The sequence below is a fragment of the Rhodococcus sp. PAMC28707 genome (assembly GCF_004795915.1).
GTDB lineage: Bacteria > Actinomycetota > Actinomycetes > Mycobacteriales > Mycobacteriaceae > Rhodococcoides.
Map to the genome: position 1 here is coordinate 3740632 of NZ_CP039253.1, position 23203 is coordinate 3763834.

Genomic DNA, 23203 nt, shown 5'->3' on the forward strand with positions numbered 1-23203 from the left:
CAGGAGTTGTTTTTTCGTTGAGCTGGATCCGCTTGAACGACGTTGCCAAGGGGTACGACCAGAAAGTGATGCTGCGCGAGGTCTTCTTCCGCCTCGCAGACGGTGATCGCGTCGGCCTGATCGGTCGGAACGGTACCGGCAAGACCACCCTTCTGCAGCTATTGCTCGGTCGTGAGACCCCGGACTCGGGCACTGTCGACGTCACCGAGGGCGCGCGGATCGGTTATTTCTCGCAGTTTTCCGAACTCGACGGCGAGCGCAGCATCCAGGCCGAGCTGGAATCGCTGTTCACCGAGGTTCACGCGATCGAACTCGAACTCGCCGAGGTCGAGGGCAAGCTCGGGGGAGACCTGGATGAGAAGGAGATGTACCGTCTCGTCGACCGTCAGGCCGAACTGCTGGACCTGATGGAGCACAAGGGCGGCTGGACGTACCACCAGGAAATCGACACCGTGCTCTCGATGCTCGGATTCAACGCCGAACGCCGTGAATTGCCGGTGGACCGGTTGTCCGGCGGTTGGCGAAACAGAGCAGCGTTGGCCAAGATTCTGATCGAAGCCCCGGATGTGTTGTTGCTCGACGAGCCGACCAACTTCCTCGACGTCGCAGGCATCGCCTGGCTCGAGCGGTGGTTGCGTGACTTCCGTGGCGCACTGCTCGTCGTCTCACACGACCGTGCATTCCTCGAACAGGTCGTCACCGGCATCGTCGAGATCGAGAACCACCACCTGCAGACGTACGAAGGCAGCTACTCGGATTACGTTCAGCAGAAACAGTTTCGGCTCAAGAACCTCGAACGCGAGTTCAGCAACGAACAGCAATTGCTGGCCTACGAACAAGAGGCGATCAGCGACCGAAAAGAAGCTGTCAAAAACCCGAGTGGTGTGCTCAAACGACGTCTCGCGAACATCAAGAAGAGCAAAGCGCCGCGTCCAGTGGACACCGTAGTCTCCGCTATCTACGGCGGACTCCATGTGCACGACAACTTGGCCGAGATCTCCGGAATCTCGAAAAGCTATGGCGACCAACAACTCTTCGACAACGTGTCCTTCACTGTTCATCGCGGAGACCGCATCGCCATCACCGGGCCGAACGGCTGCGGCAAGACGACGTTGGTCGACATCCTCACCGGTTCGGAACAACCGGACAGCGGAAAGATCAAATGGAAGACCAAGGCCCCAGCGTTCATCTATTACAACCAGGTGCTCGCCGACCTTGATCTCGATGACACGGTCACCCATTCGGTCAACGCTATGCCCGACAGTCTGGCCTTGACGGCGACGAAGAAGGAAGTCAATCGCTTCCTGACATTGCTGCAGTTCTCCGAGATGGACCTGAAAACGCGTATCGGCGTGCTGTCCGGTGGGCAGAAAGCGCGCGTGGCGTTGGCGCAGTGCCTGCTGTTCGGTGCCGGTGTGATCGTGCTCGACGAGCCGACCAACCACCTCGACCTGCAGAGCACCCAGGTACTCGAACGGGCATTGATGGCGTTCCCGGGAGCGGTGATTCTCGTGAGCCACGACAGGTTCTTCGTCGAAAAGGTCGCGTTCCGGCAACTGTCCTTCGACGGCAAGGGTGGAGTCGAAGAAATCGCCGGCGTTCAAATGGCGTAGTAGGCGCCTGCAGCGCGGTCAGTCCTTGTAGTAGACGACCTGATGGCTTGTCGCGAGCAGGTTGCCGTCGGTACCCCAGAGTTCGGCCGACTGGTCGAAATACCCCTGGTTGAACCGTCGTGAATGCGCCGTGCCGAGCAGATGACCTTCGGCCTGTGTCGCTAGATCTGCGGCTGTCGCGAAGTAGTGGATGGTGAGTGAAATCGTCCCTGCCGGAACGAATTTGCCGCGACGCTGAAACACGCGCGGATAGAAGACGTCGCACATCGAGGTCAGCGACGCGAAATCGAGTTGACGAGGAGGAGCGTCGCGCACCCATAATGTCGCGGTCGAGTCGACCGTTTCTTCCTCGCTGAGTTTTCCTGCAGCGAAGTGCATTTCGTAGTTCTTTGCCCAGGCGATGAAGTCAGGGAAACCACCGGCTTCGAGGTCCGACGGCGCCGGTGCGGCAGGGGAAGATGCCTCGACGTCGTTCCACGTTTCCCGGCGCGACCCGAACACGGCCGTTGCGGTGGTGGCGACTACACCGCCCTGTGAGAGTTCGAGATACCAATGCTGATTGCTGCGGTTGGTGCGCACGGCACGAGTGGAAATCTCGAATGCGCCGTCGGAAACAGGACCGGCGAAGTTGATCGTGATCGAAATCGGTTCGCCGAGACGGTCGGGATGCTTTTCGACAGCGCGAATCAACGTTGCCGCGGTGAGACCACCGAACGGTCCGACCATGTTTTTGTATGCAGTGGACGTGTGACCTCGAACGACGCCGTCGCGGACGGCTTCCAGTGTCAACGCGTCGTCGAAGGGGTGCGTGTCGGTCATGGGGCTCCCAGAAGTGTGTTCAGTACTATGCTGTGCGCCATAGTATCCGAGCTGAAATCTCGATGACGTGGTGCCGGCGCCCGCCCAATCACCGCTGAGCACTTCCAAGTTCTGCCGCTTTGGCGGTCAGCACCGCCCGCTCACGCTCGTTGCCCGCCAACCTTGCGGCTTCCAGCAATTCGATGCGTGCTTCGTCGATTCGACCGAGTTGGGCAAGAAGGTCTCCTCGCACACTCGGCAGCAGGTGGTAACCGGAGAGCGTCCCCGCACTGACGAGCTTGTCGACGTACTCCAGGCCGATGACCGGGCCGTAGGCCATCGAGACAGCTGCCGCTAGATTGAGATCGACAACCGGCGAGGGTGCGAGCTGCTGTAATGCCTCGTACAGCAACACGATTCGCTTCCAGTCGGTATCGGCAAAAGTCGCTGCGACGGCGTGGCATTCCGCGATCCCTGCCTGCAGGCTGTACGGGCCGCGACCACGCCCGATCGCATCGGCGCGCGCCAGAGATGCCAGGCCTCGGGTGATCTGGCCACGATCCCATTTCGTGCGGTTCTGCTCGGACAACAGAATTGGTACACCGTCGGGGTCGGTGCGGGCCCCGAACCTCGACGCAGTCAGTTCCATCAGTGCTACCAAGCCATGCACTTCGGGCTCTTGCGGAACCAGTTCGGCGAGGATGCGTGCCAACCGCAGCGCTTCGTTGCTCAGGTCGGTGCGCATCCACTCCTCACCCGAACTGGCCGCGTATCCCTCGTTGAACACCAGATACACAACGCTGAGGACCCCGCCGAGCCTGCGGGCAAACTCCGCGCGCTCGGGCACCTCGAAGGCCACCTTCGCCGAGGTGAGCGTCTTCTTGGCCCGCACGATGCGCTGCTGGACGGTCGCTGTCGATATCAGAAACGCCTTCGCGATCTCCTCGGTCGTCAGTCCGCCGACTATCCGAAGCGTCAACGCCACCTGCGCTTTTCGATTGAGAACCGGATGGCACGCAATAAAGATCAGCCGCAGGATGTCGTCGTCGATACGGTCGGGATCCCACGGTTCGTTTTCGACAATCGAGGCTCCGTTCTCCAACTCGCGGGCAAAGTGCGCATAACGCTCGTCGAGCCGAGCTTTGCGGCGCCACCCGTCGATCGCGCGCCTTCTCGCGACCGACGTCAGCCATGCAGCCGGGTTGCGGGGAACGCCCGAAGTGGGCCACTGCTCCACGGCCTCGAGCAGGGCCTGCCCGGCCAGGTCCTCGGCGAGGTCGAGATCGCCGACAGTTCGGGTGAGCGTGGCGAGAATTTTCGCCGACTCGATCCGCCACACGGCCGCGACCTCGCGTCGAACATCTTCGGTCATGTGTCAGGAGGAGACAGGTCGATCGGTGCCGAGTTCTTCACGCCAACCCGCTTCCTTCTGGACGTACTCGTTGCTCTGATCGAACTCTTCCATCTCGGTGACTCGACGGACCTCGAGCTTGACTCCGGGGCCGAGCGGGCAACGCTTGGCCCATTCGACGGCCTCGTCCTTCGACGAGGTCTGGATGATCCAGAATCCCGAGAACAACTCCTTGGTCTCTCCATACGGGCCGTCGGAGATGATCGGTGTTTCGGCATCGAAGTCGACGATGAAACCCTCTTCCGGCCCCGCCAAACCTTCACCCGCAAGGAGCACCCCGGCCTTGAGGAGCGACTCGTTGTACGCGCCCATGGCGTTGATGATCTCGGCGAAGTCCATGTCCTTGGACGCTTCGATGGCCTGGTCGGTGGTGCGCATGATCAGCATGTACTTCATTTCGGTTCTCCTCCGCTGCTGGGACGACTCTTCGGTCCCTCTGCTTACACGTCGAACGGGTCGAGCGCCGATCGACATCGGCCCGAAAGGAAATCTACTTCCTTGGAAGATTCGGGCTCGGACGACCGGCATCAACTGCCTTGCCTGGCGCGATAGGCCGCGACAGCAGTCCTGTTTCCGCAAGAGGTAGAGCAAAACTTTCGGGAACGGTTGCGGGAAAGGTCGAACACGATGCCGCCGCAGTCGGCCGCGCAGACGTCGAGCCGTGAGAGTTCGTCGGCACGAATCACATCGATCATCGCCATGGCAGTCTCGACGGCGATCCTGTCGGCCAGGGGCCTGTCATCGCTCACCGCATGCAGATGCCAGTCCATGTCTCCATGTCGGACCAGCCGCGGCAGTGCTTCGGCGTCGGCGAGGATGTGGTTGACGATCTCCACGGCACCGTCGCGGTCGCTTATGAGCAGTGTTCGCAACAGTGGCCGCAGCGCGCGGACTGCGTCGAGTTCGGCGAGATCGCCGTCGAATCGGCCGGTGTAGCGCTGCTCGACGAAGAACGCTGACAGTTGCGCGAGCGTCGTCATCGTGTCCGGATCCTCTGCCGAGTTCACCAAGACGACAGCGGACAGCATCGCCCCTTCGGTGTCATGAGCGAAAATCATGTTGACACCTTACATCGCGATCCTTAACGTAAGGTGCCATGACGAGTTTGACTGATGACGTCCGCGTGCAGCCAACGTCCAGGCTGGCCTCGGGGCTCGGCTTGGCCGCAGTGTCCTCGGCCGCGTTCGGTCTCTCCGGGCCACTGGCAAAGGGGCTTCTCGACGCCGGGTGGACTGCTGGGGCTGCGGTGACCGCGCGAGTTCTGATTGCGGCCGCAGTCCTTGCGCTACCCGGTGCGTTGGCTATGCGGGGTCGCTGGAATCTAGTACCCCGCAGCCTGGGGACCATCGTGGCGTACGGCGCGATCGCCGTCGCGGGATGTCAGCTCGCATTCTTCAACGCTGTCGGTTACATGCCGGTAGGTGTTGCATTGCTGATCGAATTCACCTCGCCTGTCGCAGTCATCGGCTGGATATGGTTGCGCCACAAGCAACGTCCGACGGTCAAGACCGTCTTCGGCGCGGCAGTGGCGGCAGTCGGTCTGGTGTTCGTGCTCGACTTGATCTCGGGTGCAGCGATCGACCCGATCGGAGTTCTATGGGCGCTCGGTGCGATGGCCGGAGCAGCCGTCTACTGGATCATGTCGGCCGAAGAAGGACACGGTCTACCGCCGTTGGCCCTCGCAGCCGGCGGGCTGTTGTGCGGCGGAGTGATCCTGATGTTGGCGGGGCTGATCGGGATCGTGCCGTTCGCCGCCACTACCTCGAATGTGATCCTTGCCGGTGCAACCGTGCCCTGGTGGGTGTCGATCGCCTTGTTGGGCGTGGTCACCGCCGCGCTCGCTTACGTCTGCGGAATCGCTGCGATCCGCAGACTCGGCTCGCGCCTCGCCTCGTTCGTCGGGCTCACCGAGGTCCTGTCCGCTCTCGTGTTCGCCTGGCTTTTGCTCGGTGAGACACCGCGGCTCGTTCAGGTGTGCGGCGGCGGCCTCATTCTGCTCGGGGTTGTGATCGTCAAGCTCGGGGAGCCGAAAGGTGGCGTCAGCGGTGCAGGGAACGATGAATGTGTACGTGGTATTTCGGCGGTGGCGTGCGCGCCCGAGAGGAACGTTTTGGAGTGAGCAAGCAACAATCGGTGTATCGCGCGGAGTCGTTCGATCGGATGCTCGAGTACATGGCCGAGCGAGCTCGCGACTCGGTCAGCTCCGGCGAACGAAAGATCCTGGGTATCACAGGTCCTCCCGGCTCAGGGAAGTCGACGGTGTGCAAGGCTCTCGGCGAGGTGCTCGGAGCGAGCGCCGCGATCGTCGAGATGGACGGATTCCACCTCGCGAACAGCGAGCTGACAAGGCTCTCCAGACGCGACCGCAAAGGGGCTCCCGACACGTTCGATGTGGACGGGTACGTCGCATTGCTCGGGCGGCTACGCGAGCAGGACTCCGAGGTGATCTACGCACCCCGATTCGATCGCGGATTGGAGGAATCGGTCGGATCAGCAGTGCCGATCATGCGCAGCACGGCCTTGATCATCACCGAAGGCAACTACCTGCTGTCCACGGGTGGGGGTTGGCAGCGTGTCCGACCGGTACTCGATGAGGTGTGGTATCTCGACGTCGCGCAGAACATTCTCACCGAACGATTGATCAGCAGACAGCGTCGTCACGGAAAAGCGCTCGCGGATGCACGTATGTGGACCGAACAAGTGGATCTTCCGAATTCGAATATTGTTGCAGGAGAACGTGAGCGAGCCGACCTGGTCTTTGCAGTGCCAGAGGATCCGAATTCATACCGCGGATAGCCCCGATGTGCGTCAGGGGCCCCAGACTCCGAGTTCGTTGCCGCTGGGATCGGCGAAGTGGAAGCGTCGACCGCCGGGGAACTCGTACGGGCCGTTCACCACCGCGCCACCCGCTGCACTGACCGACTCCACCGTCGCGTCGAGGTCATCGGAATACAAGAGCACAAGTGGACCTCCCCTCGGTGCAGGTTCGTCCACCAGAGCCAGGCCGCCCACTTCATCGCCGTCAGCACCGACGATCCCCGCATACCCAGGGCCGTAGCTGTTGAAATCCCAGCCGAATGCGCTGCGGTAGAACGCTTGGGCACCAGGCAGATCGGTCACGGAAAACTCGATGTAGTTCAGTCGGTGATGCATGTTCTCGGTCATGGCGGATATTCTCACATGGAGTGTGAGCAGGATGTACCACTTGCGCGCTGAGCAAGCGGGTTCTCGCGCACTCTGGTCGCGAAAGGAACACCATGCCCGCCCGGCGATCTACGGGGCAGCCGGCCCTGCAAGGATCCCGTCGATTTGGCATATTGCTGTCACCAAGTCCTCATCCATCTTCATCTCGGCCATCGGTTGCATCTGTTCCGCGGTATCGAAGGTCATCGTCGTAGTCATCCGGGTCCGACCGCCGAGGTCCATCAGTTCTACGACGGCATGCGCAGTGCCCATGTCTTCGATGGGATCCCAATTCACGTCGGCGAACCCGTCGTCGAAGGACAAAGTTCGCGGTGCGTCGATTGATGTGATCGACCACCGCCCCCGAACTTTCTGCCCGTGGGAACCGAGCATGTAGTAGTGGGCCACCCCGCCTGGTTCGAACTCATGGGTCTCGAATGTCGCCGGCGAAGTAGCTGGAGCCCACCATAGTTCGAGCATGCGTGGGTCTGCCCAGATCTGCCAGACGCGATCGACTTTCGCGTCGAACTCGGCAACGATCGTGAAGACGAGGTTTTCCTCATCCCTGTCGGTGCTGATGACGGTCATCGCGTCTCTTCCTGTTCTCTACTAGTCGAGTTTCTTGTCATGAGCTTGCGCTCAGCGCGGCGTACGTGGCCTGTAAACAGTCTCTGGCCCGGTCGGATCCGATGATCCCCTCACCCATGCGATTCATCATGTAGGAGAACGTCATTCCACTTTCGGGATGCATGACGATCAGTGACCCACCCCATCCACCCCAAAAACATATTTTCTCCTCGGGAATGTAAGGAACCGTCTCGAGCTGCGGCAGTGCGAATCCGATTCCGAAACGCAGTGGCACACCCAAGGCCAAATCGACTCCGTTACTCTGCTCGTCGAACGCAAGCTCCACCGCGTCGCGTCCGAGCAGACGTACGCCGTCGACCGTTCCGCCGAGTGAGAGCGCGGACAAGATCGTTGCGACGGAGCGAGCATTACCGTGACCGTTGAGCGCACCCAGTTCGGCGCGGCGCCACGGCGCGGTGTTGGCGGACTCGGCGTCGATCGGCGGGCCCAGGAAAGTGCGGCGTCGCACTTTCGACGGGTCGGCAATCTTCGGCGAAGTGCTTACAGGTGGCGGCACGACGGCGGCGATACGTCCCCAGTCCTGCTCGCGAGCACCGATCTGGAAGTCGGCACCGAGGGGGCGCGCGATATCTTCGGTGACGAACTGCGCCAGCGTCTTACCCGTCGTGCGGCGCACGAGTTCGCCGACGAGATGTCCTTGCGTAGCGGCGTGATAGCCGGATGTGGTGCGCGAATCCCACCACGGCGACTGCGCAGCCAATCGACTGGTGGCCAACTCCCAGTCGTACATGTTCTCGGTGGTGAACGGCGCATCCCAGCCCGAGACACCGGATGTGTGCGACAGCACGTGTCGCACCTCGATGTCGTGTTTGCCGTTGGCCTCGAACTCGGGCCAGTACTTCGCAACCGGTGCATAGGGGTCCAGCAGTCCACGATCCATCAGCATCAATGCGGCGAGGTTGGTTACTGTTTTGGTCGTCGACCAGACATTGGTGATCGTGTCTCGAACCCACGGACGGGTGCGAGCGGAATCGCAGTGGCCACCCCAGACGTCTACGACACGACGGCCGTCGATATCTACGACGATCGAGGCGCCGAGTTCCGCACCCGAGTCGATGCCGTCCGCCAACGCGTCGCGAACCTGACGGAAGCCCGGGTCCCAGTCGCCGTCAATCATTGCCCGGCGCACCGAGAAGTCGGTGCACGGCGAGGTCGACGTAGGTGTCTGCGACGGCTTCGATGCTCAGATCCCCTCCGTCATGGAACCAGTTGCTTATTCCGTTCAGCATGTCCGTCACCGCGAAGGCGGCTACGCGGGCATCGGACACCGTGAACTCCCCGGTGTGCATACCGGCGGCAATGACCTCGCGCACGCGTCGTTGGTAGCGACGCCGATAGTCCTCGATCGTGGCTCGGTGTTCCGGCGTCAGCGACGCCAGCTCGTGGAGCCCGACGATGTACTCGACGCGTCGGAGGTTGAGATGAACGAGATGCGCCCGCACCAGCGACGCCAACCTTTGTGTGGGCGTACCCGGTGCGTCGAGCAGCGGCAGGTTCTCTTCGGACGGTTCCTCGGTGACGGTGAGGCAGACCGCGAAGAGGATGTCTTCTTTGGAGGGAAAGTGATGGTACAGACTCGCTCCGCGTATTCCGACAGCATCGGCGATGTCACGCATGCCGACATTGGCATACCCGTCGCGCGCAAAGATTTCTGCCGCTTTCGACGCGATGTCCTCGCGGCGGCGTTGCGTTCGGATCTGGCGTGGGACGACGGCTTCTCGATCGGGTGCGGTCATACGGGCTCCTCCGCTGCGGTGGCCATGGTTCGAAGGTTCCTCTTGAGGATCTTGCCCTGCGCGTCGACGGGTAGTTCTTCGACGATGTACACCGACTTCGGAGCCTTGTAGATCGCCAGTTCGATCCGGCAGTGCTCGATGATGGCCTGCGGATCGGGGGTGCACCCCTCGCGCGCGATGACGAAGGCAGTCACTGCCTCGGACCAATAGGGATCGGGCACTCCGACGACGGCCGCCCGCAGCACCTCCGGGTGTGTGTGAATGGCGCGTTCGACCTCTTGCGAAGATACATTCATTCCCCCGGTCTTGATCATGTCCTTCATGCGATCGTAGAAGAACAGATTTCCATCGGCGTCGACGCGCACCATATCGCCGGTGTGTACCCAGCCGCCACGGAAGACTTCGGCTGTTCGTTCCTCGTCCTTGAAGTATCCGAGCATCACCGACGGAGTGCGACAAACCAATTCGCCGATCTCGGCGTCGTTGCCTTCGGCGTCGACGACCTTGACCTCCAGGTGCGTGACCGGCTTACCGATCCACGACGCGTCCCCACCGGGAATGTCGTCGAGGGTGGAGAACCAGCCGACCGATCCCAGTTGGGAAAGTTCCGACTGTCCCCAATACGTGCCCCAGATTGCTTCCGGTGCCGCACTCGCCCACGCCTCGATGGTGTGGGGTGAGACCTGGCCACCGTAGGTGAGACAACGCCGGACCTGCCCGACGGCGGTGCTCCCGAAAGTGGAGTCGCGAGCGAGTGCCATGTAGAACGTCGGAGTTTGGGCGATGACCGAGATCTTCTCGTCGGCGATGATCCGGAGCGAGAGTGCCGGTTCGACGGTTGCAGGCAACACGAGTGTGGCACCCATCAGTGTCAGAGTTGTCATCGATCCGAGGCCTGCGATGGTGTGGAACGGCATGACGAACAGCCAGGTGTCCTCGGGACCTGTTTGCAGACCCCAACTCCACGCGGGCGCCGTGGAGATCAGGAAGTTGCGATGCGGAATCATCACACCTTTCGGTGCGGCCTCGGTGCCGGAGGTATAGATGACCATGGCGACGTCGTTCTCGTCCATGTCGACTTCGGGGTCGGACGAGGGCAACTGCGCCGTCAGCTCCTCGTAGTGCGCGCCGAACGTGACGAGCGTCGTCGACTCCGGTTTGACGTCGGCGACCGTGTCGGCGAATTCGGCATCGGCGACGACCACGGTCGGCTCTGCGTGTTCGAGTTGGTGCTGCACTTCTGCTGATCGATACATGACGTTGATGCCGGTGAACGCGGCGCCGATCTTGAGTGTGCCGTAGTAGGCGATGACCACGTCGACACTGTTGCGCGCCATCGACGCAACTCGGTCACCGTGCCGCACCCCGAGATCGAGGAGGAGGTTGGCGAATCGGTTCGCGTGTGCGTCGAGCTCTCCGTATGTGGTGACCAGGCGCGTGCCGTCGGATCGGTAGCTGATGAACGCGGTCTTGTGCGGCTGCGTTCGCGCGTGTCGACGAAGTTGATCGCCGATGGTGGCGCGGCCGATCAACGAACGGTGATGCTGGGCAGTGCCGGTCACTATGTCTCTCCTGAAGATGTTCGGTCGGCTCAGAGCGAGGGGGACAGGGTGGCGTCGAACATCGGTTGGGTGAACGTTTCGAGGGCGACTATCTGCTCGACGGGATCGCGGGTGAGCTTCTTGGGAAATGGCCGCTCAGGGTATCCGACGGCGATGTGGGCGGCGGTGATGTAGCCCTCGGGGATTTCCAGCAGTTCGCGTACTTTGGGTTCTTCTGCGCACAACAGTGTGGTCACCGCGGTGGCCACACCTTGATCTCGCAAGGTCAGGCACAGGTTCTGCACAGTCGGGTAGATCGAAGCGCCACCGACTACGGAGAGTCTGCCGAGTTCGTGATCGGTGGGGTGCAGTCCGTCCACTGCCGCGCACACGACGACAATTGCGGGTACCTCGGCTAGGTGGCGGGCAAAGAAGTCGGCGTCCTGCACTGTTTTCGGGAGGGCGCCGACGGCTACTGTCCCGCCGGTGATGCCGGCGAAGTAGGCATCCCACATCGGCAGATACAGGTCGGCGAGTGCCTGCTTGCGGGCTTGCTCGCGGACAACGATCCATCGCACCGGCTGACGATTGCCGCCCTGGGGTCCGAAGCGGGCGACGTCGAAGGCCTTTCTGAACACCTCGTCGGGGACCGGATCGCTGAGGTATCGCCGGCAGGTTCCGGTTGTGCGCATTGCCTCGGTGAGCTCCATGTCGAATCCCTTCGCCTGTCCACTGTTAGGTAGTGCCTGAAGCATCGTGTGGTGTATGCCACATTGTCAAGTGGCAACTTTGCATCTAGTGCGGATTCGCCGAAGTCCTTGCGAATATTTGCCTAACTGTGGTTAGTTTTTAGGGAGTTCGCTTTTCTCGGGCGCTGAAAGAGGTTCTTCATGTGTGCATCTGTGAATACTGTCGACCGCAACCGGCTGGCTCGGGCGCTCGACTCGGCAAACATGCCGAGCCTGGTCGCGGTGCTCTACCAACTCACCGGCGACCATGTCTGGCTCGAGGCCCCCTACCTGCCGACCCGCAGTCGTGGCATGGACGACAACGATGCCGGTGGGTTTGCACCTGACGTCGCGCAGACGATCAGGGCGGCCGCTCTCGCCGCCATCTCCGAGTGGACGTACGGTACGCCGCCGGCAATCCCGTCGCCGTCCAATGATCAACTCGTAGAGATGATCAGCGCCGCGGTAGGCGAGTCGGTGCCACCGGAATTTGCCTCGATGATCGCCGAGGACATGGGATTCGTCTCTGCCGAGGCACAGGCAGTCACCGCCAGTGCCCTGTCGGTCATCGTCATCGGGGCAGGCGTGTCGGGCATGCTCGCGGCCATCAAGCTACGTGAAGCCGGAATCGATCACGTTGTGCTGGAGAAGAATTCCGACGTGGGGGGTGGTTGGTTCGAGAACACCTACCCAGGGGCGGGTGTCGACACACCCAGCCACCTCTACTCCTACTCCTTCGCCCCACGGTCTTGGAGCACACATTTCGGCAAGCGTGAAGAGGTCTGGCAGTACCTCAGCGATGTGGCCACCGACCACGATCTCCGGGACCGAATCCGATTCGACACCGAGGTCTCCACCTCCGTATACGACGCGGAGCGGCAACTATGGACCGTCACGACGACGAGCGGCGAAGTCCTCACCGCAGATGTGGTCATCACCGCTACCGGCCAACTCAATCGCCCGAAGGTTCCCCCGATACCGGGGCTCGACGCATTCCGTGGCCCGATCTTCCACACCGCCGAGTGGCCCGAGGGGCTCGATCTGACCGGCAAACGCGTGGCCATCATCGGCACCGGGGCCAGCGCCATGCAGGTACTTCCCGCCATCGCCTCGACGGTCGGCCACGCGACAGTGTTCCAGCGCTCGCCGCAGTGGGTCGCGTCCAGTGACGTCTATTTCGCCCCCATCGACGACGACGTCAGCTACCTGATGGAGACGGTTCCGCTGTATCGGCTCTGGTACCGAGCGCGGCTCGCATGGAACTTCAACGACCGCGTCCACCCGTCGCTGCAGGTCGATCCGGAGTGGGAGAACCCCGCACAGTCGGTCAACGCGATCAACGACGCGCACCGCCGAGTGTTCACCCGATACCTGGAGAACGCGCTCGAAGGCAGGCCGGATCTGATCGAGAAGTCGCTGCCGGACTACCCCCCGTTCGGTAAGCGCATGTTGCTGGACAACGGGTGGTTCGCTGCCCTTCGCCGTGACAATGTCACCCTCGTGGCCGAGGGTGTCGCCTCGATCGGTGCCGACACCGTGCGGGGACAGCAGGGGACCGAGGTAGAGGTCGATGTCGTGATCCTGGCAACCGGCTTCGAGACGCACAAGTTGCTGACACCCATCGACGTTCGCGGCCGCTCTGGTAGGTCGATCCGCGACGGGTGGGGTCCCGAGGACGCTCATGCGCACCTCGGCATCACCGTGCCGGACTTCCCCAACCTCTTCCTGACCTGCGGGCCCGGAACCGTCCTCGGGCACGGCGGTAGCTACATCACCATCGCGGAATGTCAGGTCCGCTACATCGTGGATGTCCTGAAATACATGTCGGACAACCGAATCGGCGCTGTCGAGTGCAAGCCCGAAGTCGAAGAAGACTACGTACGACGTCACGACGAGGCGCACTCGCGCATGATCTGGACGCACCCGGGGATGGACAACTGGTACCGAAACGACGCTGGACGGGTCGTATCGACATTGCCCTGGCGCATCGTCGACTACTGGGAAATGACCCACAGCGCCGACATGGGCGACTATCTCCTCGAAGAGGCACGGCAGGCATCGAGCGTCTGACAGAGTAGGCGGAAGCGTCGATAATGGAATGCATGCTTCCCGTTCTCGATATGTCACTCGTCGACACCGATCCGGACGGCTTCCGGGCCTCCCTGTTGGACGCTGCACATCGATTCGGCTTCTTCTACCTGGTGGGCCACGGTGTGCCGACGGCTCGCAGCGAGGAAGTCCTTCGACTCGCTCGCTCGTTCTTCGCCCTCGCGCCGGAGGAGAAGGACGAGATCTCGCAGCTGAACAGCCCACACTTCCGCGGCTACTCACGCCTGGGGGGCGAGCTGACCAACGGTGAAGTCGATTGGCGTGAACAGATAGATATCGGCCCCGAACGGCCTGTTATCGACGGCGCCGAGGGCTATTGGAATCTCCAAGGACCGAACCTCTGGCCGTCTGCACTCCCAGCTCTCGAGCCCGCGTTCGAATCCTGGGAAGCGATCATGTCCCAACTCGGGTTGCGAGTCCTGCGGCATTGGGCGTCGGCACTCGGCGCTTCCGAAGACGTGTTCGACGACGCGTTCGCCGACAGCCCAGCGTCCTTGATCAAGATCGTCCGGTACCCCGGAAGCGCCGACAATCCGCAGGGCGTCGGTGCACACAAGGACTCCGGCGTCCTCACTCTCCTCCTCGTCGAACCGGACTCGGTGGGATTGCAGGTCGAAATCGAGGCGGGTGAATGGATCGACGTACCTCCCGTCGACGGCGCATTCATCGTCAACATCGGCGAACTGCTCGAAGTTGCGACGCAAGGCTATCTGCGTGCGACGCGACATCGAGTGCAAGCACCTAGAGCCGGCGCCGACCGAATTTCGATCCCCTTCTTCCTGAGCCCCGCGCTGGACGCCGTCATTCCGATCGTGTCGCTGCCCGAGGAGTTGGCGGCGAAGTCCACAGGGGTCGAGGCAGATCCGAACAATCCGATCTTCGACACCTATGGTGCCAATGCCTGGAAGTCGCGTACGCGAGCGCACCCGGACGTCGCCGAACTGCATCACGGGATTATCTAGGCTCGGTCGGATCGTCAGTGGAGGCGCAGCCACCTGCGCCGCCTCAGGGGCGCAGGGGAGTCGAGGTCGCCGAGCGTGCCGCTGTTGAAGTCGGCGACCAGATTGGACACTGTTCCCTGTGCGCAGGACTTGTTGGTACCGATGAATCCTGACGGCCCGCGTTTGATCCAGCCGGTGACATAGGTTCCGGGAAACCGTGCACCGCCGGGTGATTCGAGGACGCGGCCATCGTGGTTGGGAATGATTCCTGCTTGTTCGTCGAACGGCACACCTTCGATCGCCACGCCACGGTAGCCGATCGACGTCAATACCAGTCCGGTGTCGACGGTCTCGACTTCACCCGTCGCGATGCTGCGAACCGTGCCGTCGATGCCGGTATCGAGTGTCATGCGATCGAACTCGACACCGGTCACGGCCGCATCACCGAGAATTCGCCTGGGGGAGAGGAGATAGCGCAGCATGATTCGCTTACCGCCTCTACTTTCCGAGTCTTCCAATCTCTGCAGCAGGCGCAACTTCTGAACTACTGAGTGCGGGAGCTCGTCGGTTTCGATCAGGGCGATCGAGGCTGCGTCGAGCACGATCTCGTCGCGGTGAGTCGAAACCTCCACCCCCGAGGTGCCGAGCAGACCGGCGAACTCCGGAACTGTGAAAGCTGACTGTGCGACGCCGCGCCGGCCGACCACCAGAACCTCTTCGATGCTGGACTCCCGCAATGCTTTCAGTGCGTGAGGGGGCACGTTCGTGCCGGCCAGACGTTCGGGATCGATCGTCAGGATCCGGGCCACGTCGAGGGCCACGTTGCCATTACCGATGACGATCGCCCGTTTGTGGGACAGGTCGTAGTGGCGCTCGGCATGGTCGGGGTGACCGTTGTACCAGGCGACGAAGTCGGTGGCCGACCCCCGACCGGGAAGTCTCGCACCAGGAATCGCGAATTCCCGATCCGAAGACGCACCGACTGCGTAGATCACGGCATGATGCTGATCCAACAGCTGCTGGTGCGTAATGTCCTTTCCCACCTCGACACCTAGATGGAACCGGAATCCAGGCTGCGCAGCGATGGTGTCGAATAGCCGAGATACCTGACGGGTCTTCTCGTGGTCCGGCGCTACGCCCAATCGTGCCAGGCCGTGCGGCTGGGTCAGTCGGTCGTAGACGTCGACCTTCACACCAGGCTGGGTGAGAAGTTCATCGGCCGCATACATCGCCGAAGGTCCCGATCCGACGATGGCCACGCGAAGCGGCTGGCGCTCCCTGGCGACTGCCGGAGCCGGTGACACCGGTGCAAGCAACGGACGCGCAGGCCGTTCCTGCTTGTAGAAATCTGCATTGATCTGCAGGAACGGCAACTGCGCGTCGGTAAGCTTGGCCTTGGGTACGATTGCATCCACCGGACACGCCGAGACACACGCGCCACAGTCGACGCACGAGGACGGGTCGATATGCAGCATTTCGGCAGTCAGGAAGTCGGGCTCATCCGGCGTCGGGTGAATGCAGTTGACGGGGCACGCGTAGACGCATGACGCGTCGCTACAACATGATTGAGTAACGATGTGGGGCATGGACTTCCTGACTGGCGACCCGGCAGTGGGGAGAGGTGAACTCGAGGCTCAGGCTGCGAAGTGACTGGAGCTGCGATCGGGTTCGCTGCGGTAACGCGACGCTCTGCCGTCGATTCCGCACGCCTTCCACAGTAGCTTTGCCGAGCGATTCATCATTCCGGTGTCTGTGGCCAGCATACGAACGTCGCCGAAATAGTCCTGCAACCTGTGCTGGGATTGTTCTGTGCCCCAAAACAGGTCGTCTTTCACGTACTTCGGGATATCGAACTTCTTCCAGAACTTTTTCGGTGGAATGGCGATGACGTCGCACAGGATCCGCATGGTGATGGGGAATGCCAACGACAGCAAGAAGCGTCCGACCCTGGACATCTGTGGCACCCGGCGACGCAACAACTGGTTCGCGAACGAAATATGACGGGCTTCCTCCGCGACGTGAATGACCATGACGCTCTGCATGATCGGATGAATATCTGCTCCCGATCGTAGAAACGACTTTTGGATGTGGTCGATCGGCTCCTCGCCGGCGAGGACCCCGACGAAGAACAGCTCGGGCAACAGCGTCGAGAACAATGGGATGATCGGGGAGATCAACTTCATCGGACGGTTCATACCTGGCACGTCTGCATCGATGCGGTTGACCATCTCTTGGAACATGAGGGTGTGGTTGCACTCCTCGATCGACTCGTGGGTGCAGTAGCGAGCCTCAGGAGAGCCGTTCGGCAGTGAGAATACGTATTGCATCATGCCGCGAATGAGGATGTTCTCGAATTGCAGTCCAACTTTGGCGATGTTGGCTTGGCGCCACATGCCGATAGCGATTTGTCGGTCTTCCGGCAGGGCTTGGTACCAGGCGTGGCTGCCGAGCGCGTCGGTTGTGGCCGGAAGTATCCATCGGCGGTCGCCCTTGGTGACTTCGAACTCGCGAGAATCCCAGTCGATATCGACGTACGGATCGAAATGCTTGTCCACGGATCCTTCGGACAGAAGACGGAGCGTCTCGTTGTACTGCTCGGCCTCCGCGTCGGTGTCGGCCGATCGCGTGCGCGGTGCGGACGAAAGTGTCATCGCTGCTCCTTGGTTGGTTCGAAAGTGGTAGTTAATGTAACTTGCCGTATCAGTAAATGGAAGTACCCTCTCTGGCTTCCTGTAATTTCCGCCTCTTGGCCGGCTCCGACTAGCGATTAGCGCATTTATGCGCTAAAGTAAGCGCAGAGTCGAGCTAAGGGAGTTGTCCGTGAAAGTTACGCCGCTACAAGCTGATCGCGCCGCAGGGGTCCTACTGGGCACCGCCGCAGGAGATGCACTCGGAGCTGGATACGAGTTCACACATCCGTCACCGGACACTGTCGTCGACATGATCGGAGGCGGCGCATTCGATTGGGCCCCGGGGGAATGGACCGACGACACATCAATGGCCGCTGCTATCGCTCTGGCGTCACGAGAGGGCGCAGATGTCGGAACCGGCGACGGGCTCGATGCCGTCGCCGCGAACTTCCTCGCCTGGTACGACACCAAACCAGCAGATATCGGCAACCAGACGCGGGCTGTGCTGCGACGCCGTAGCGCAAGTGCGTCCGAGATGACCAGGTGTGCAAGCGCGCTCACCGGCCGAACCGGCGGAAACGGTTCGTTGATGCGGACAGCCCCCGTCGCACTCCGCTATCTCGACAATGCAAAGAGGTGTGTCGAGGCCGCCGCCGCGATCAGCGCCCTGACACACTCCGACCCTCGCGCCGCCCAAGCGTGTCAGATGTGGTCGTTCGCGATCCGCCATGCCGTGCTCGAAGGAAACTTCGACGGCATTCGGCTGTGGGTCGACACTGCGGAATCGGCAGCATTTTGGGGGCCGCTGCTCGACGAGGCGGAGCATGGTGAACCGTCGGACTTTCCGAACAACGGCTGGGTCGTCCACGCGCTGCAGACTGCATGGTGGGCGATTGTGAGAGCAGACCAGGGCGGACCACAGCATCTTGTCCAAGCCCTAGAATTGTGTGTTCTTGCAGGTGGCGACACCGACACGACTGCAGCAATTGCGGGCGGACTGCTAGGTGCCAAATGGGGCGCGTCGGCTGTGCCGACGCGTTGGCGGGCGTTGCTCCATGGATATCCCCAACTCACCGCTGACGATCTCGTCGCGATTGCCGACGATATCGTAGCCAATTCAGGAGGCACACCATGACGATCATCGATGTCATCGAAGGCGATATCACCAGAGTGCGCGTAGACGCCATCGTCAATGCGGCGAACTCGGCGCTGCTCGGTGGGGGAGGCGTGGACGGGGCCATCCACCGATCAGGTGGGCCGGACGTGCTTGCCGAGTGCAAGGTTCTGCGGAATACGTCCCTACCGAACGGTCTTGCGGCCGGTGGGGCAGTCGCGACGACGGCAGGTCTCTTGCCTGCCAAGTGGGTAATTCACGCGGTGGGTCCGCGTTATTCGGCGCACGAGGATCGCTCCGGCATCTTGCGGGCTGCGTACATACGCAGTCTCGCAGTCGCTGATTCGCTCGGTGCGCGAACTGTGGCCTTTCCGTTGATCTCCGGGGGATCGTACGGTTGGCCGCTGGAAGATGCGATAGCGCAACAGCTTGCAGCGATCGTCGGTGCATACACTCGAGTCGAGGTGGTATCGGTAGTGGCCTTTTCCGCACGGGGCGCAAAGCTGACAACCCGGTTGCTGAGCTAACCCCACGCCGGGCCTCAGCTCTTGAAGAGGGCCGCAGCGGACTCGGGCAGCCGAGCGTCAGGGTTTCTGCGGTACAGCTCGGCCGGCCTGCCGGCGCCCGTGGTCGAGGAATCGCCGGTGCCGATCAGCGCACCCGCGACATGCCGCCTGAAGGTGTCTTTGGGAAGCTCCTTGTCGTAGATGACCTCATAGACTCTCCTGAGCTCGAGCAAGGTGAAGGTGGATCCGAGCAGGTGGGCCGGGTCCACCTTCGAACCGTATCGCTCGCGCAGATCTACCACCGACAGCGCCACCATGGCGTTATGATCGAACGCGAGTTCAGAGGTCGGCGATCCGTTGCGAATCTCGACGAGATCGACTGCGGTGCCCAGGTTTTCATAGGCCACTGCTGCGCCGTGCGCCATGGACAACACCCATCCACGATCGTCTCGGTTCGGCTCGTCGAACATTCCGATCTGATGAAACGACAGGCCGCTGAGGCTCGCTTTGGAGCGAAGGGCGCGTTCGGCGGCGTCTGCCAGTCGCTCGCCCGGATGTAGGAAGGTTCCAGGTAGCGCACGACCCCGAGGTGACGGTACGGCGACGACGCACAGCGTGTTGTCTCGTACCGCCAGCACTGCGACATCGACGGCAACCGACGGCCGCGGATAATCCGTCAGTGGGGTGTCGGGATGATCCTGAGTAGCCACCCGCCCAGGTTAGCGCACTATTGAGTTATCCCTATGAGCTATTCCATATCGAACAGTGCGGGTTCTTCGAGCGAATCGAAGAGCTGAAACTGCTCAGGTCGGGGAGTGAGTTGTCGTGCGGGTCGATGCGTTCGGCGAAGGCTCTCGGCGACATAGGTCCAGCTCAGCGCGAACGAGTCGCATAGGACGGCTGCACGTACGCGTCGTTCGTCTCCTAGTCGATGTGCGTGATCGCGGAAGCGTTGGGCTGTCCACTGTGCGCGCTGGGCCAGCTCCCCGACATCCTGGCGTCGGCAGAGGGCGTCGACTGTCGCAGAATCTACTGGACCGCCGGTCAATTCGCATGCTGCACGGAGCGTGCCGAGAGTTCCTCCGTCGTCGGACCACGATACTGGTGGATACGGATCTACGTGGCGATGAGTTGGATCGAACAACGTCCCACCGACACCAAGGGCGAACCGTGCGTCGATACCTTCGAGGAAATGCCCGAATCGATAGAGCTGCGCAGTCAATTGGCGGGGGATGAAGGTCCGCGTATCGATCGAAACACCGGCGAACAGTTGATCTCCGGCCACGACGAAGGTGATGTTCTTCCATCTGCTGGTAAGCGAGGACATCATCCGCGACAGCGTCGCAGATTGTGACACCGCGGTGACCAGCGGTGCATGTATGCGGACCGACGTCGCATCGTGATCGAAGCAGACGTGCACAGGGAATGCGAACCCGTCTACCCGAATATCGTTGTTCGATTCAAGTGTGAAATCGAAGTGGGCGTCGACCGTCTGCACGATGAGAGCACGCAGATGATCGAGGTCGAGAGGGATCACTGCCGTGCCATCTACTTGGCGGCAATCGACGGAAGTACGGAACTGTCGACCATTTCCGCCCTCGGTCAAAGCCGATAGAAACGCCGGATGCGCGACGTTCCAGACCTCGCGGAACGCGCGGACTATCGACCGCGACAGCTCTTCGGCGTTGTCGCGATGACCGATCATCGAACGGCTGACGAGCTGGCCGACCTCCGTCTGTGTCGCCGGAGTGACCCACCCCAGAGCGAACAGTGCTGGGTCGTCACCGGCAGGCGGTTCCACATCCTCGTAGAGATAGCTGTCGAGAACGGCAGTGCAGGCGATGGTGCCGTCGTGTTGGGCCTGGAGCGCGATCCAGGGGCTGTCCCCGTCACCGCGATCGAGGCCGGATTCGGCAGTGAGCGTGAGGGTTTCACGGAGTGTCATGTCCGATACGAACGACATCAAATCTTGGGCGTACGACGACCATGCTTCGTCGATGGAGTCCTGAAGGTCGATCTTGCGATTGTCCGACACGATGACGCCTTCCTTCTCGTCAGGCGGCCGAATCCGGCTGACGAGAAGGACAGTATCGATGGGGTACGACAAGAACGGCAGTCCTGAACCGCCCCTGTGTCGACGAACGCTTGGTAATCGACACTTTATGGACGGGAAGCCCAGCTGCGCTTCAGGTTTCGCAAGCCACGCCGTCTCCGTCGCGATCGAGCTTCGAGCTGTATCCCGGCTCGCCGGCATAGATCGGTGCCGCTCCTGCTGCCCGGACTGCGGTGCAATTCGCGTAGCTGACAGCGGAAGGGGCATCGGGTACCGCGACCAAGGGCGCGGGCGGAACGAACACCGGTTCCGGCTCGGCAACGTACACAGGTGCCGGAGCCGGGACGTACTGCGTTGTCGTCGACACCGGAGGTCGAGCGTAGATAGTTTCCGGCACTGGCGGAACGACAGTGGTCGGTGCAATCGTCGTGATCGGACTAATCGTGGTCGGACTGGTCATGGTCGAGCGAGGAGCGCCCGTGGTCCTGGGGCTCGGCGTCGAGGTTGTCACCTGGGCCACCGCTGGGGCAGAGAAGGCTTGTGAGCTGCCCACCTCATCCGACGCGGGCGGCGGGGTCATGATCGAGAAAGCTACCAATGCGGGTAGTGCCGCAACGGCCGGGGTTGCCCATGGCACCCGACCACGTGAGGGCTTTCCGAAAACGTAGAGCGCACCGGCGGCAGTGATGCACGCGCCCGCAACGAGGCCGGCCAACGAGATGTCGACAAGTGAGGCGAACAGAAACAGAACGCCGATGGCAACAGATATCCAGGCCACGATCTTGCCCAGCAGTGGGCGGGGACGTTCTGGACGTGCGGCACCGGGAAATACATAAGGCTCGGAATTATAGGGCTCGGTCATCGTGCGGTCCTCGGATCGGACTAGAGGGGCGGGCCACGAGAACTTGTCCGCGAACGGGTGCACTCGCCGGAAGCGGGCGCCGCAGATACTCACATCCGCGGTGGCTGCTGGTACGAAGACCTTGTCGGATGCACGACCCTCTTTGTTACCTGCCGATCAGGACGATTCCATCGGATCGTACTCACCGAAGGGTTCCGCGAGGCGAATGCCTTGTAGAACTGCAGGTCGCAGCGCTGTCGGTACCTCGAGGGCGTCTTCGGCGGTAATGAGAATTGTTTGGTCTTGGAGGGAACGGACGCGATAGTCGATCAACTGTGCGGTACGCAGATCCTCGCCCTCGAGTCCCTCGTAGTCTTCTTCGGCATTGTCGATGGGGAGGTCATCCGTCATTGCCGCGAGAAGTGTCTGAATTGCGAATGTGTTGGACAGTGCCATCGATACATCGTCCTCGACCGAGGTGAGCTGATGACGGATGTGGTGTGTCAGCACATCTCGGAGCGCGTCTACCTTGCGCAATCCGAAGGCGTCCACATTCTTGCCTGGCACCACGTTGCTGCTCTTGACCTCGAGCACCTCCGAGGCGATGGCTGCCGCCCAGTAGTCCAATTCGGTGAGGTTTGCGGCCGGATCGTCCGTCGCATCGTCCGCATTCGCCAGTGCAGCCGACAGGTCGGGAATGTCGGCGAGGGCGATCGAGGAACCGACCCGTGCCACCAGAGCATCGACACCTGAGATCAGGGGCAGTATCGCCAGCGCTGCAGACTCTTCCTCTGCGGTGACCTCGGGCAGTTCGATGTCATCGGGCTCGAGCACGTCGGGATCGTTGTACACGAAGTCGTTGAGGTCTTCCATGCAGTGCGCGAAATCGTCCTCCGAACCGGTCCAGGCGTCGGTCTCGTCGAGGAACGCCAGGAACTCGAGTACGCAGAGGACAATGTTGAGCGCGGCCGCATGCCCGTTGTCGGGGTCGGAATCCTCGACCCGTTCGGCGGCATCGACTAGGTAGTGCGCGTCGCTCGGCGTCCAGGCGGTGACGGAGAAGGCTGGGTTGGCCTTGGCCATCTGAGTGAGGGTGGTGCCGGTGAGTCCTGCTACTCGTCCGGCGTGTTCGGCCATCTCTCCTTGCTCGAGCCAGGTGGCGAAATCGACGAGCAGATCAGTGGGGATCGATGCGGGCTGATTGCCCGCAGGGTTCTGCCGTTTCTGCCGAGCCTTGGTTTTTGCTGCTCGCTTCTGGCCTCGGCTTGCCGGCCCTTTGGATCCCATGGCCCATAGCCTAACGGGCCTCACTGCGGTCGGGTCGGACCAGTTGCCCTCGAGCCGCACGTTC

Annotated in this window: 22 protein-coding genes and 1 pseudogene; 7 read left to right on the forward strand and 16 right to left on the reverse strand. The window is 61.8% G+C overall.

Annotated features, from left to right (window positions below):
- Nucleotides 1-17 precede the first annotated feature (17 nt).
- The gene (locus E5720_RS17020; RefSeq protein WP_247596017.1) at nt 18-1613 is read left to right on the forward strand and encodes an ABC-F family ATP-binding cassette domain-containing protein; all 1596 of its coding nucleotides are present in this window, start codon (nt 18-20) and stop codon (nt 1611-1613) included.
- Between the two features lie 18 nt (nt 1614-1631).
- Here the strand turns inward: E5720_RS17020 and E5720_RS17025 are convergent, their stop codons facing one another.
- The 4 genes from E5720_RS17025 to E5720_RS17040 all read right to left on the reverse strand — a co-directional run bounded on the left by E5720_RS17025 (nt 1632) and on the right by E5720_RS17040 (nt 4880).
- The gene (locus E5720_RS17025; protein ID WP_136171627.1) at nt 1632-2432 is read right to left on the reverse strand and encodes a thioesterase family protein; all 801 of its coding nucleotides are present in this window, start codon (nt 2430-2432) and stop codon (nt 1632-1634) included.
- Between the two features lie 88 nt (nt 2433-2520).
- Entirely contained in the window at nt 2521-3783 is a 1263-nt protein-coding gene (locus E5720_RS17030; protein ID WP_136171628.1) for an RNA polymerase sigma factor, read from the reverse strand.
- 3 nt (nt 3784-3786) lie between these two features.
- Complete coding sequence (locus E5720_RS17035) at nt 3787-4218, reverse strand: YciI family protein (protein ID WP_136171629.1); 432 nt, start codon at nt 4216-4218, stop codon at nt 3787-3789.
- A 131-nt stretch (nt 4219-4349) separates the two neighbouring features.
- Nucleotides 4350-4880 (reverse strand): CGNR zinc finger domain-containing protein, encoded by a 531-nt coding sequence (locus E5720_RS17040; RefSeq protein WP_136171630.1) that lies wholly within the window; start codon nt 4878-4880, stop codon nt 4350-4352.
- A gap of 38 nt (nt 4881-4918) precedes the next feature.
- Between E5720_RS17040 and E5720_RS17045 the strand changes: the two genes are divergently transcribed.
- Entirely contained in the window at nt 4919-5941 is a 1023-nt protein-coding gene (locus tag E5720_RS17045; protein WP_136171631.1) for a DMT family transporter, read from the forward strand.
- Nucleotides 5938-6618 carry a nucleoside/nucleotide kinase family protein gene (locus E5720_RS17050; protein WP_247596018.1) on the forward strand — a complete coding sequence of 227 codons (681 nt, stop codon included), beginning with the start codon at nt 5938-5940 and terminating at the stop codon, nt 6616-6618. Before E5720_RS17045 ends, E5720_RS17050 begins: the two co-directional genes overlap by 4 nt.
- 12 nt (nt 6619-6630) lie before the next feature.
- Here the strand turns inward: E5720_RS17050 and E5720_RS17055 are convergent, their stop codons facing one another.
- The 6 genes from E5720_RS17055 to E5720_RS17080 all read right to left on the reverse strand — a co-directional run bounded on the left by E5720_RS17055 (nt 6631) and on the right by E5720_RS17080 (nt 11640).
- A complete protein-coding gene (locus E5720_RS17055; RefSeq protein WP_136171632.1) occupies nt 6631-6987 on the reverse strand; it encodes a VOC family protein in 357 nt (118 codons plus the stop codon).
- 108 nt (nt 6988-7095) lie between these two features.
- Nucleotides 7096-7593, reverse strand: a complete 498-nt coding sequence (locus E5720_RS17060; RefSeq protein ID WP_136171633.1) for an SRPBCC domain-containing protein — start codon at nt 7591-7593, stop codon at nt 7096-7098.
- Nucleotides 7594-7630: 37 nt separating this feature from the next.
- A complete protein-coding gene (locus E5720_RS17065; RefSeq protein ID WP_136171634.1) occupies nt 7631-8770 on the reverse strand; it encodes a serine hydrolase domain-containing protein in 1140 nt (379 codons plus the stop codon).
- Entirely contained in the window at nt 8763-9389 is a 627-nt protein-coding gene (locus E5720_RS17070; protein ID WP_136171635.1) for a TetR/AcrR family transcriptional regulator, read from the reverse strand. Before E5720_RS17070 ends, E5720_RS17065 begins: the two co-directional genes overlap by 8 nt.
- Nucleotides 9386-10951: a class I adenylate-forming enzyme family protein gene (locus tag E5720_RS17075; protein WP_136171636.1), complete on the reverse strand. Its 1566-nt coding sequence runs from the start codon at nt 10949-10951 to the stop codon at nt 9386-9388. The genes E5720_RS17070 and E5720_RS17075 overlap by 4 nt, the downstream gene beginning before the upstream one ends.
- Before the next feature lie 29 nt (nt 10952-10980).
- The gene (locus E5720_RS17080; RefSeq protein ID WP_136171637.1) at nt 10981-11640 is read right to left on the reverse strand and encodes a nitroreductase family protein; all 660 of its coding nucleotides are present in this window, start codon (nt 11638-11640) and stop codon (nt 10981-10983) included.
- Nucleotides 11641-11820: 180 nt separating this feature from the next.
- On the opposite strand from E5720_RS17080, the gene E5720_RS17085 reads away from it, so the two are divergent.
- The gene (locus E5720_RS17085; protein ID WP_136171638.1) at nt 11821-13728 is read left to right on the forward strand and encodes an NAD(P)/FAD-dependent oxidoreductase; all 1908 of its coding nucleotides are present in this window, start codon (nt 11821-11823) and stop codon (nt 13726-13728) included.
- A 32-nt stretch (nt 13729-13760) separates the two neighbouring features.
- Nucleotides 13761-14729: a 2-oxoglutarate and iron-dependent oxygenase domain-containing protein gene (locus E5720_RS17090; RefSeq protein WP_136171639.1), complete on the forward strand. Its 969-nt coding sequence runs from the start codon at nt 13761-13763 to the stop codon at nt 14727-14729.
- 14 nt (nt 14730-14743) lie between these two features.
- On the opposite strand, the gene E5720_RS17095 is transcribed toward E5720_RS17090, so the two are convergent.
- Both E5720_RS17095 and E5720_RS17100 read right to left on the reverse strand, forming a co-directional pair.
- Nucleotides 14744-16294 carry an FAD-dependent oxidoreductase gene (locus E5720_RS17095; RefSeq protein ID WP_210729892.1) on the reverse strand — a complete coding sequence of 517 codons (1551 nt, stop codon included), beginning with the start codon at nt 16292-16294 and terminating at the stop codon, nt 14744-14746.
- Between the two features lie 48 nt (nt 16295-16342).
- Nucleotides 16343-17359 (reverse strand): diiron oxygenase, encoded by a 1017-nt coding sequence (locus E5720_RS17100; protein ID WP_136171641.1) that lies wholly within the window; start codon nt 17357-17359, stop codon nt 16343-16345.
- Nucleotides 17360-17528: 169 nt separating this feature from the next.
- On the opposite strand from E5720_RS17100, the gene E5720_RS17105 reads away from it, so the two are divergent.
- On the forward strand, nt 17529-18473 hold the full coding sequence (locus tag E5720_RS17105) for an ADP-ribosylglycohydrolase family protein (RefSeq protein ID WP_136171642.1): 945 nt from the start codon (nt 17529-17531) through the stop codon (nt 18471-18473).
- Nucleotides 18470-18979: an O-acetyl-ADP-ribose deacetylase gene (locus E5720_RS17110; protein WP_136171643.1), complete on the forward strand. Its 510-nt coding sequence runs from the start codon at nt 18470-18472 to the stop codon at nt 18977-18979. Before E5720_RS17105 ends, E5720_RS17110 begins: the two co-directional genes overlap by 4 nt.
- 14 nt (nt 18980-18993) lie before the next feature.
- On the opposite strand, the gene E5720_RS17115 is transcribed toward E5720_RS17110, so the two are convergent.
- The 4 genes and pseudogenes from E5720_RS17115 to E5720_RS17130 all read right to left on the reverse strand — a co-directional run bounded on the left by E5720_RS17115 (nt 18994) and on the right by E5720_RS17130 (nt 23139).
- A complete protein-coding gene (locus tag E5720_RS17115; protein WP_136171644.1) occupies nt 18994-19668 on the reverse strand; it encodes an NUDIX hydrolase in 675 nt (224 codons plus the stop codon).
- Nucleotides 19669-19706: 38 nt separating this feature from the next.
- A complete protein-coding gene (locus E5720_RS17120; protein WP_247596019.1) occupies nt 19707-21065 on the reverse strand; it encodes a hypothetical protein in 1359 nt (452 codons plus the stop codon).
- A gap of 79 nt (nt 21066-21144) precedes the next feature.
- Nucleotides 21145-21276, reverse strand: a pseudogene (locus E5720_RS22355) (excalibur calcium-binding domain-containing protein); the annotation flags it as partial.
- Between the two features lie 753 nt (nt 21277-22029).
- Nucleotides 22030-23139, reverse strand: coding sequence for a hypothetical protein (locus E5720_RS17130; RefSeq protein WP_247596020.1), 1110 nt, complete (start codon nt 23137-23139; stop codon nt 22030-22032).
- Between the last annotated feature and the right edge of the window lie 64 nt (nt 23140-23203).

Excerpts from the sequence above, each read along its gene's own strand:
- E5720_RS17080 (WP_136171637.1), bottom strand. The coding sequence starts at position 11,640 with ATGGAGCTCACCGAGGCAATGCGCACAACCGGAACCTGCCGGCGATAC.
- E5720_RS17085 (WP_136171638.1), top strand. The coding sequence starts at position 11,821 with ATGTGTGCATCTGTGAATACTGTCGACCGCAACCGGCTGGCTCGGGCG.
- E5720_RS17035 (WP_136171629.1), bottom strand. The coding sequence starts at position 4,218 with ATGAAGTACATGCTGATCATGCGCACCACCGACCAGGCCATCGAAGCG.
- E5720_RS17130 (WP_247596020.1), bottom strand. The coding sequence starts at position 23,139 with ATGGGATCCAAAGGGCCGGCAAGCCGAGGCCAGAAGCGAGCAGCAAAA.
- E5720_RS17030 (WP_136171628.1), bottom strand. The coding sequence starts at position 3,783 with ATGACCGAAGATGTTCGACGCGAGGTCGCGGCCGTGTGGCGGATCGAG.
- E5720_RS17040 (WP_136171630.1), bottom strand. The coding sequence starts at position 4,880 with ATGATTTTCGCTCATGACACCGAAGGGGCGATGCTGTCCGCTGTCGTC.
- E5720_RS17100 (WP_136171641.1), bottom strand. The coding sequence starts at position 17,359 with ATGACACTTTCGTCCGCACCGCGCACGCGATCGGCCGACACCGACGCG.
- E5720_RS17045 (WP_136171631.1), top strand. The coding sequence starts at position 4,919 with ATGACGAGTTTGACTGATGACGTCCGCGTGCAGCCAACGTCCAGGCTG.
- E5720_RS17055 (WP_136171632.1), bottom strand. The coding sequence starts at position 6,987 with ATGACCGAGAACATGCATCACCGACTGAACTACATCGAGTTTTCCGTG.
- E5720_RS17065 (WP_136171634.1), bottom strand. The coding sequence starts at position 8,770 with ATGATTGACGGCGACTGGGACCCGGGCTTCCGTCAGGTTCGCGACGCG.
- E5720_RS17095 (WP_210729892.1), bottom strand. The coding sequence starts at position 16,294 with ATGCCCCACATCGTTACTCAATCATGTTGTAGCGACGCGTCATGCGTC.
- E5720_RS17070 (WP_136171635.1), bottom strand. The coding sequence starts at position 9,389 with ATGACCGCACCCGATCGAGAAGCCGTCGTCCCACGCCAGATCCGAACG.
- E5720_RS17090 (WP_136171639.1), top strand. The coding sequence starts at position 13,761 with ATGCTTCCCGTTCTCGATATGTCACTCGTCGACACCGATCCGGACGGC.
- E5720_RS17025 (WP_136171627.1), bottom strand. The coding sequence starts at position 2,432 with ATGACCGACACGCACCCCTTCGACGACGCGTTGACACTGGAAGCCGTC.
- E5720_RS17060 (WP_136171633.1), bottom strand. The coding sequence starts at position 7,593 with ATGACCGTCATCAGCACCGACAGGGATGAGGAAAACCTCGTCTTCACG.
- E5720_RS17110 (WP_136171643.1), top strand. The coding sequence starts at position 18,470 with ATGACGATCATCGATGTCATCGAAGGCGATATCACCAGAGTGCGCGTA.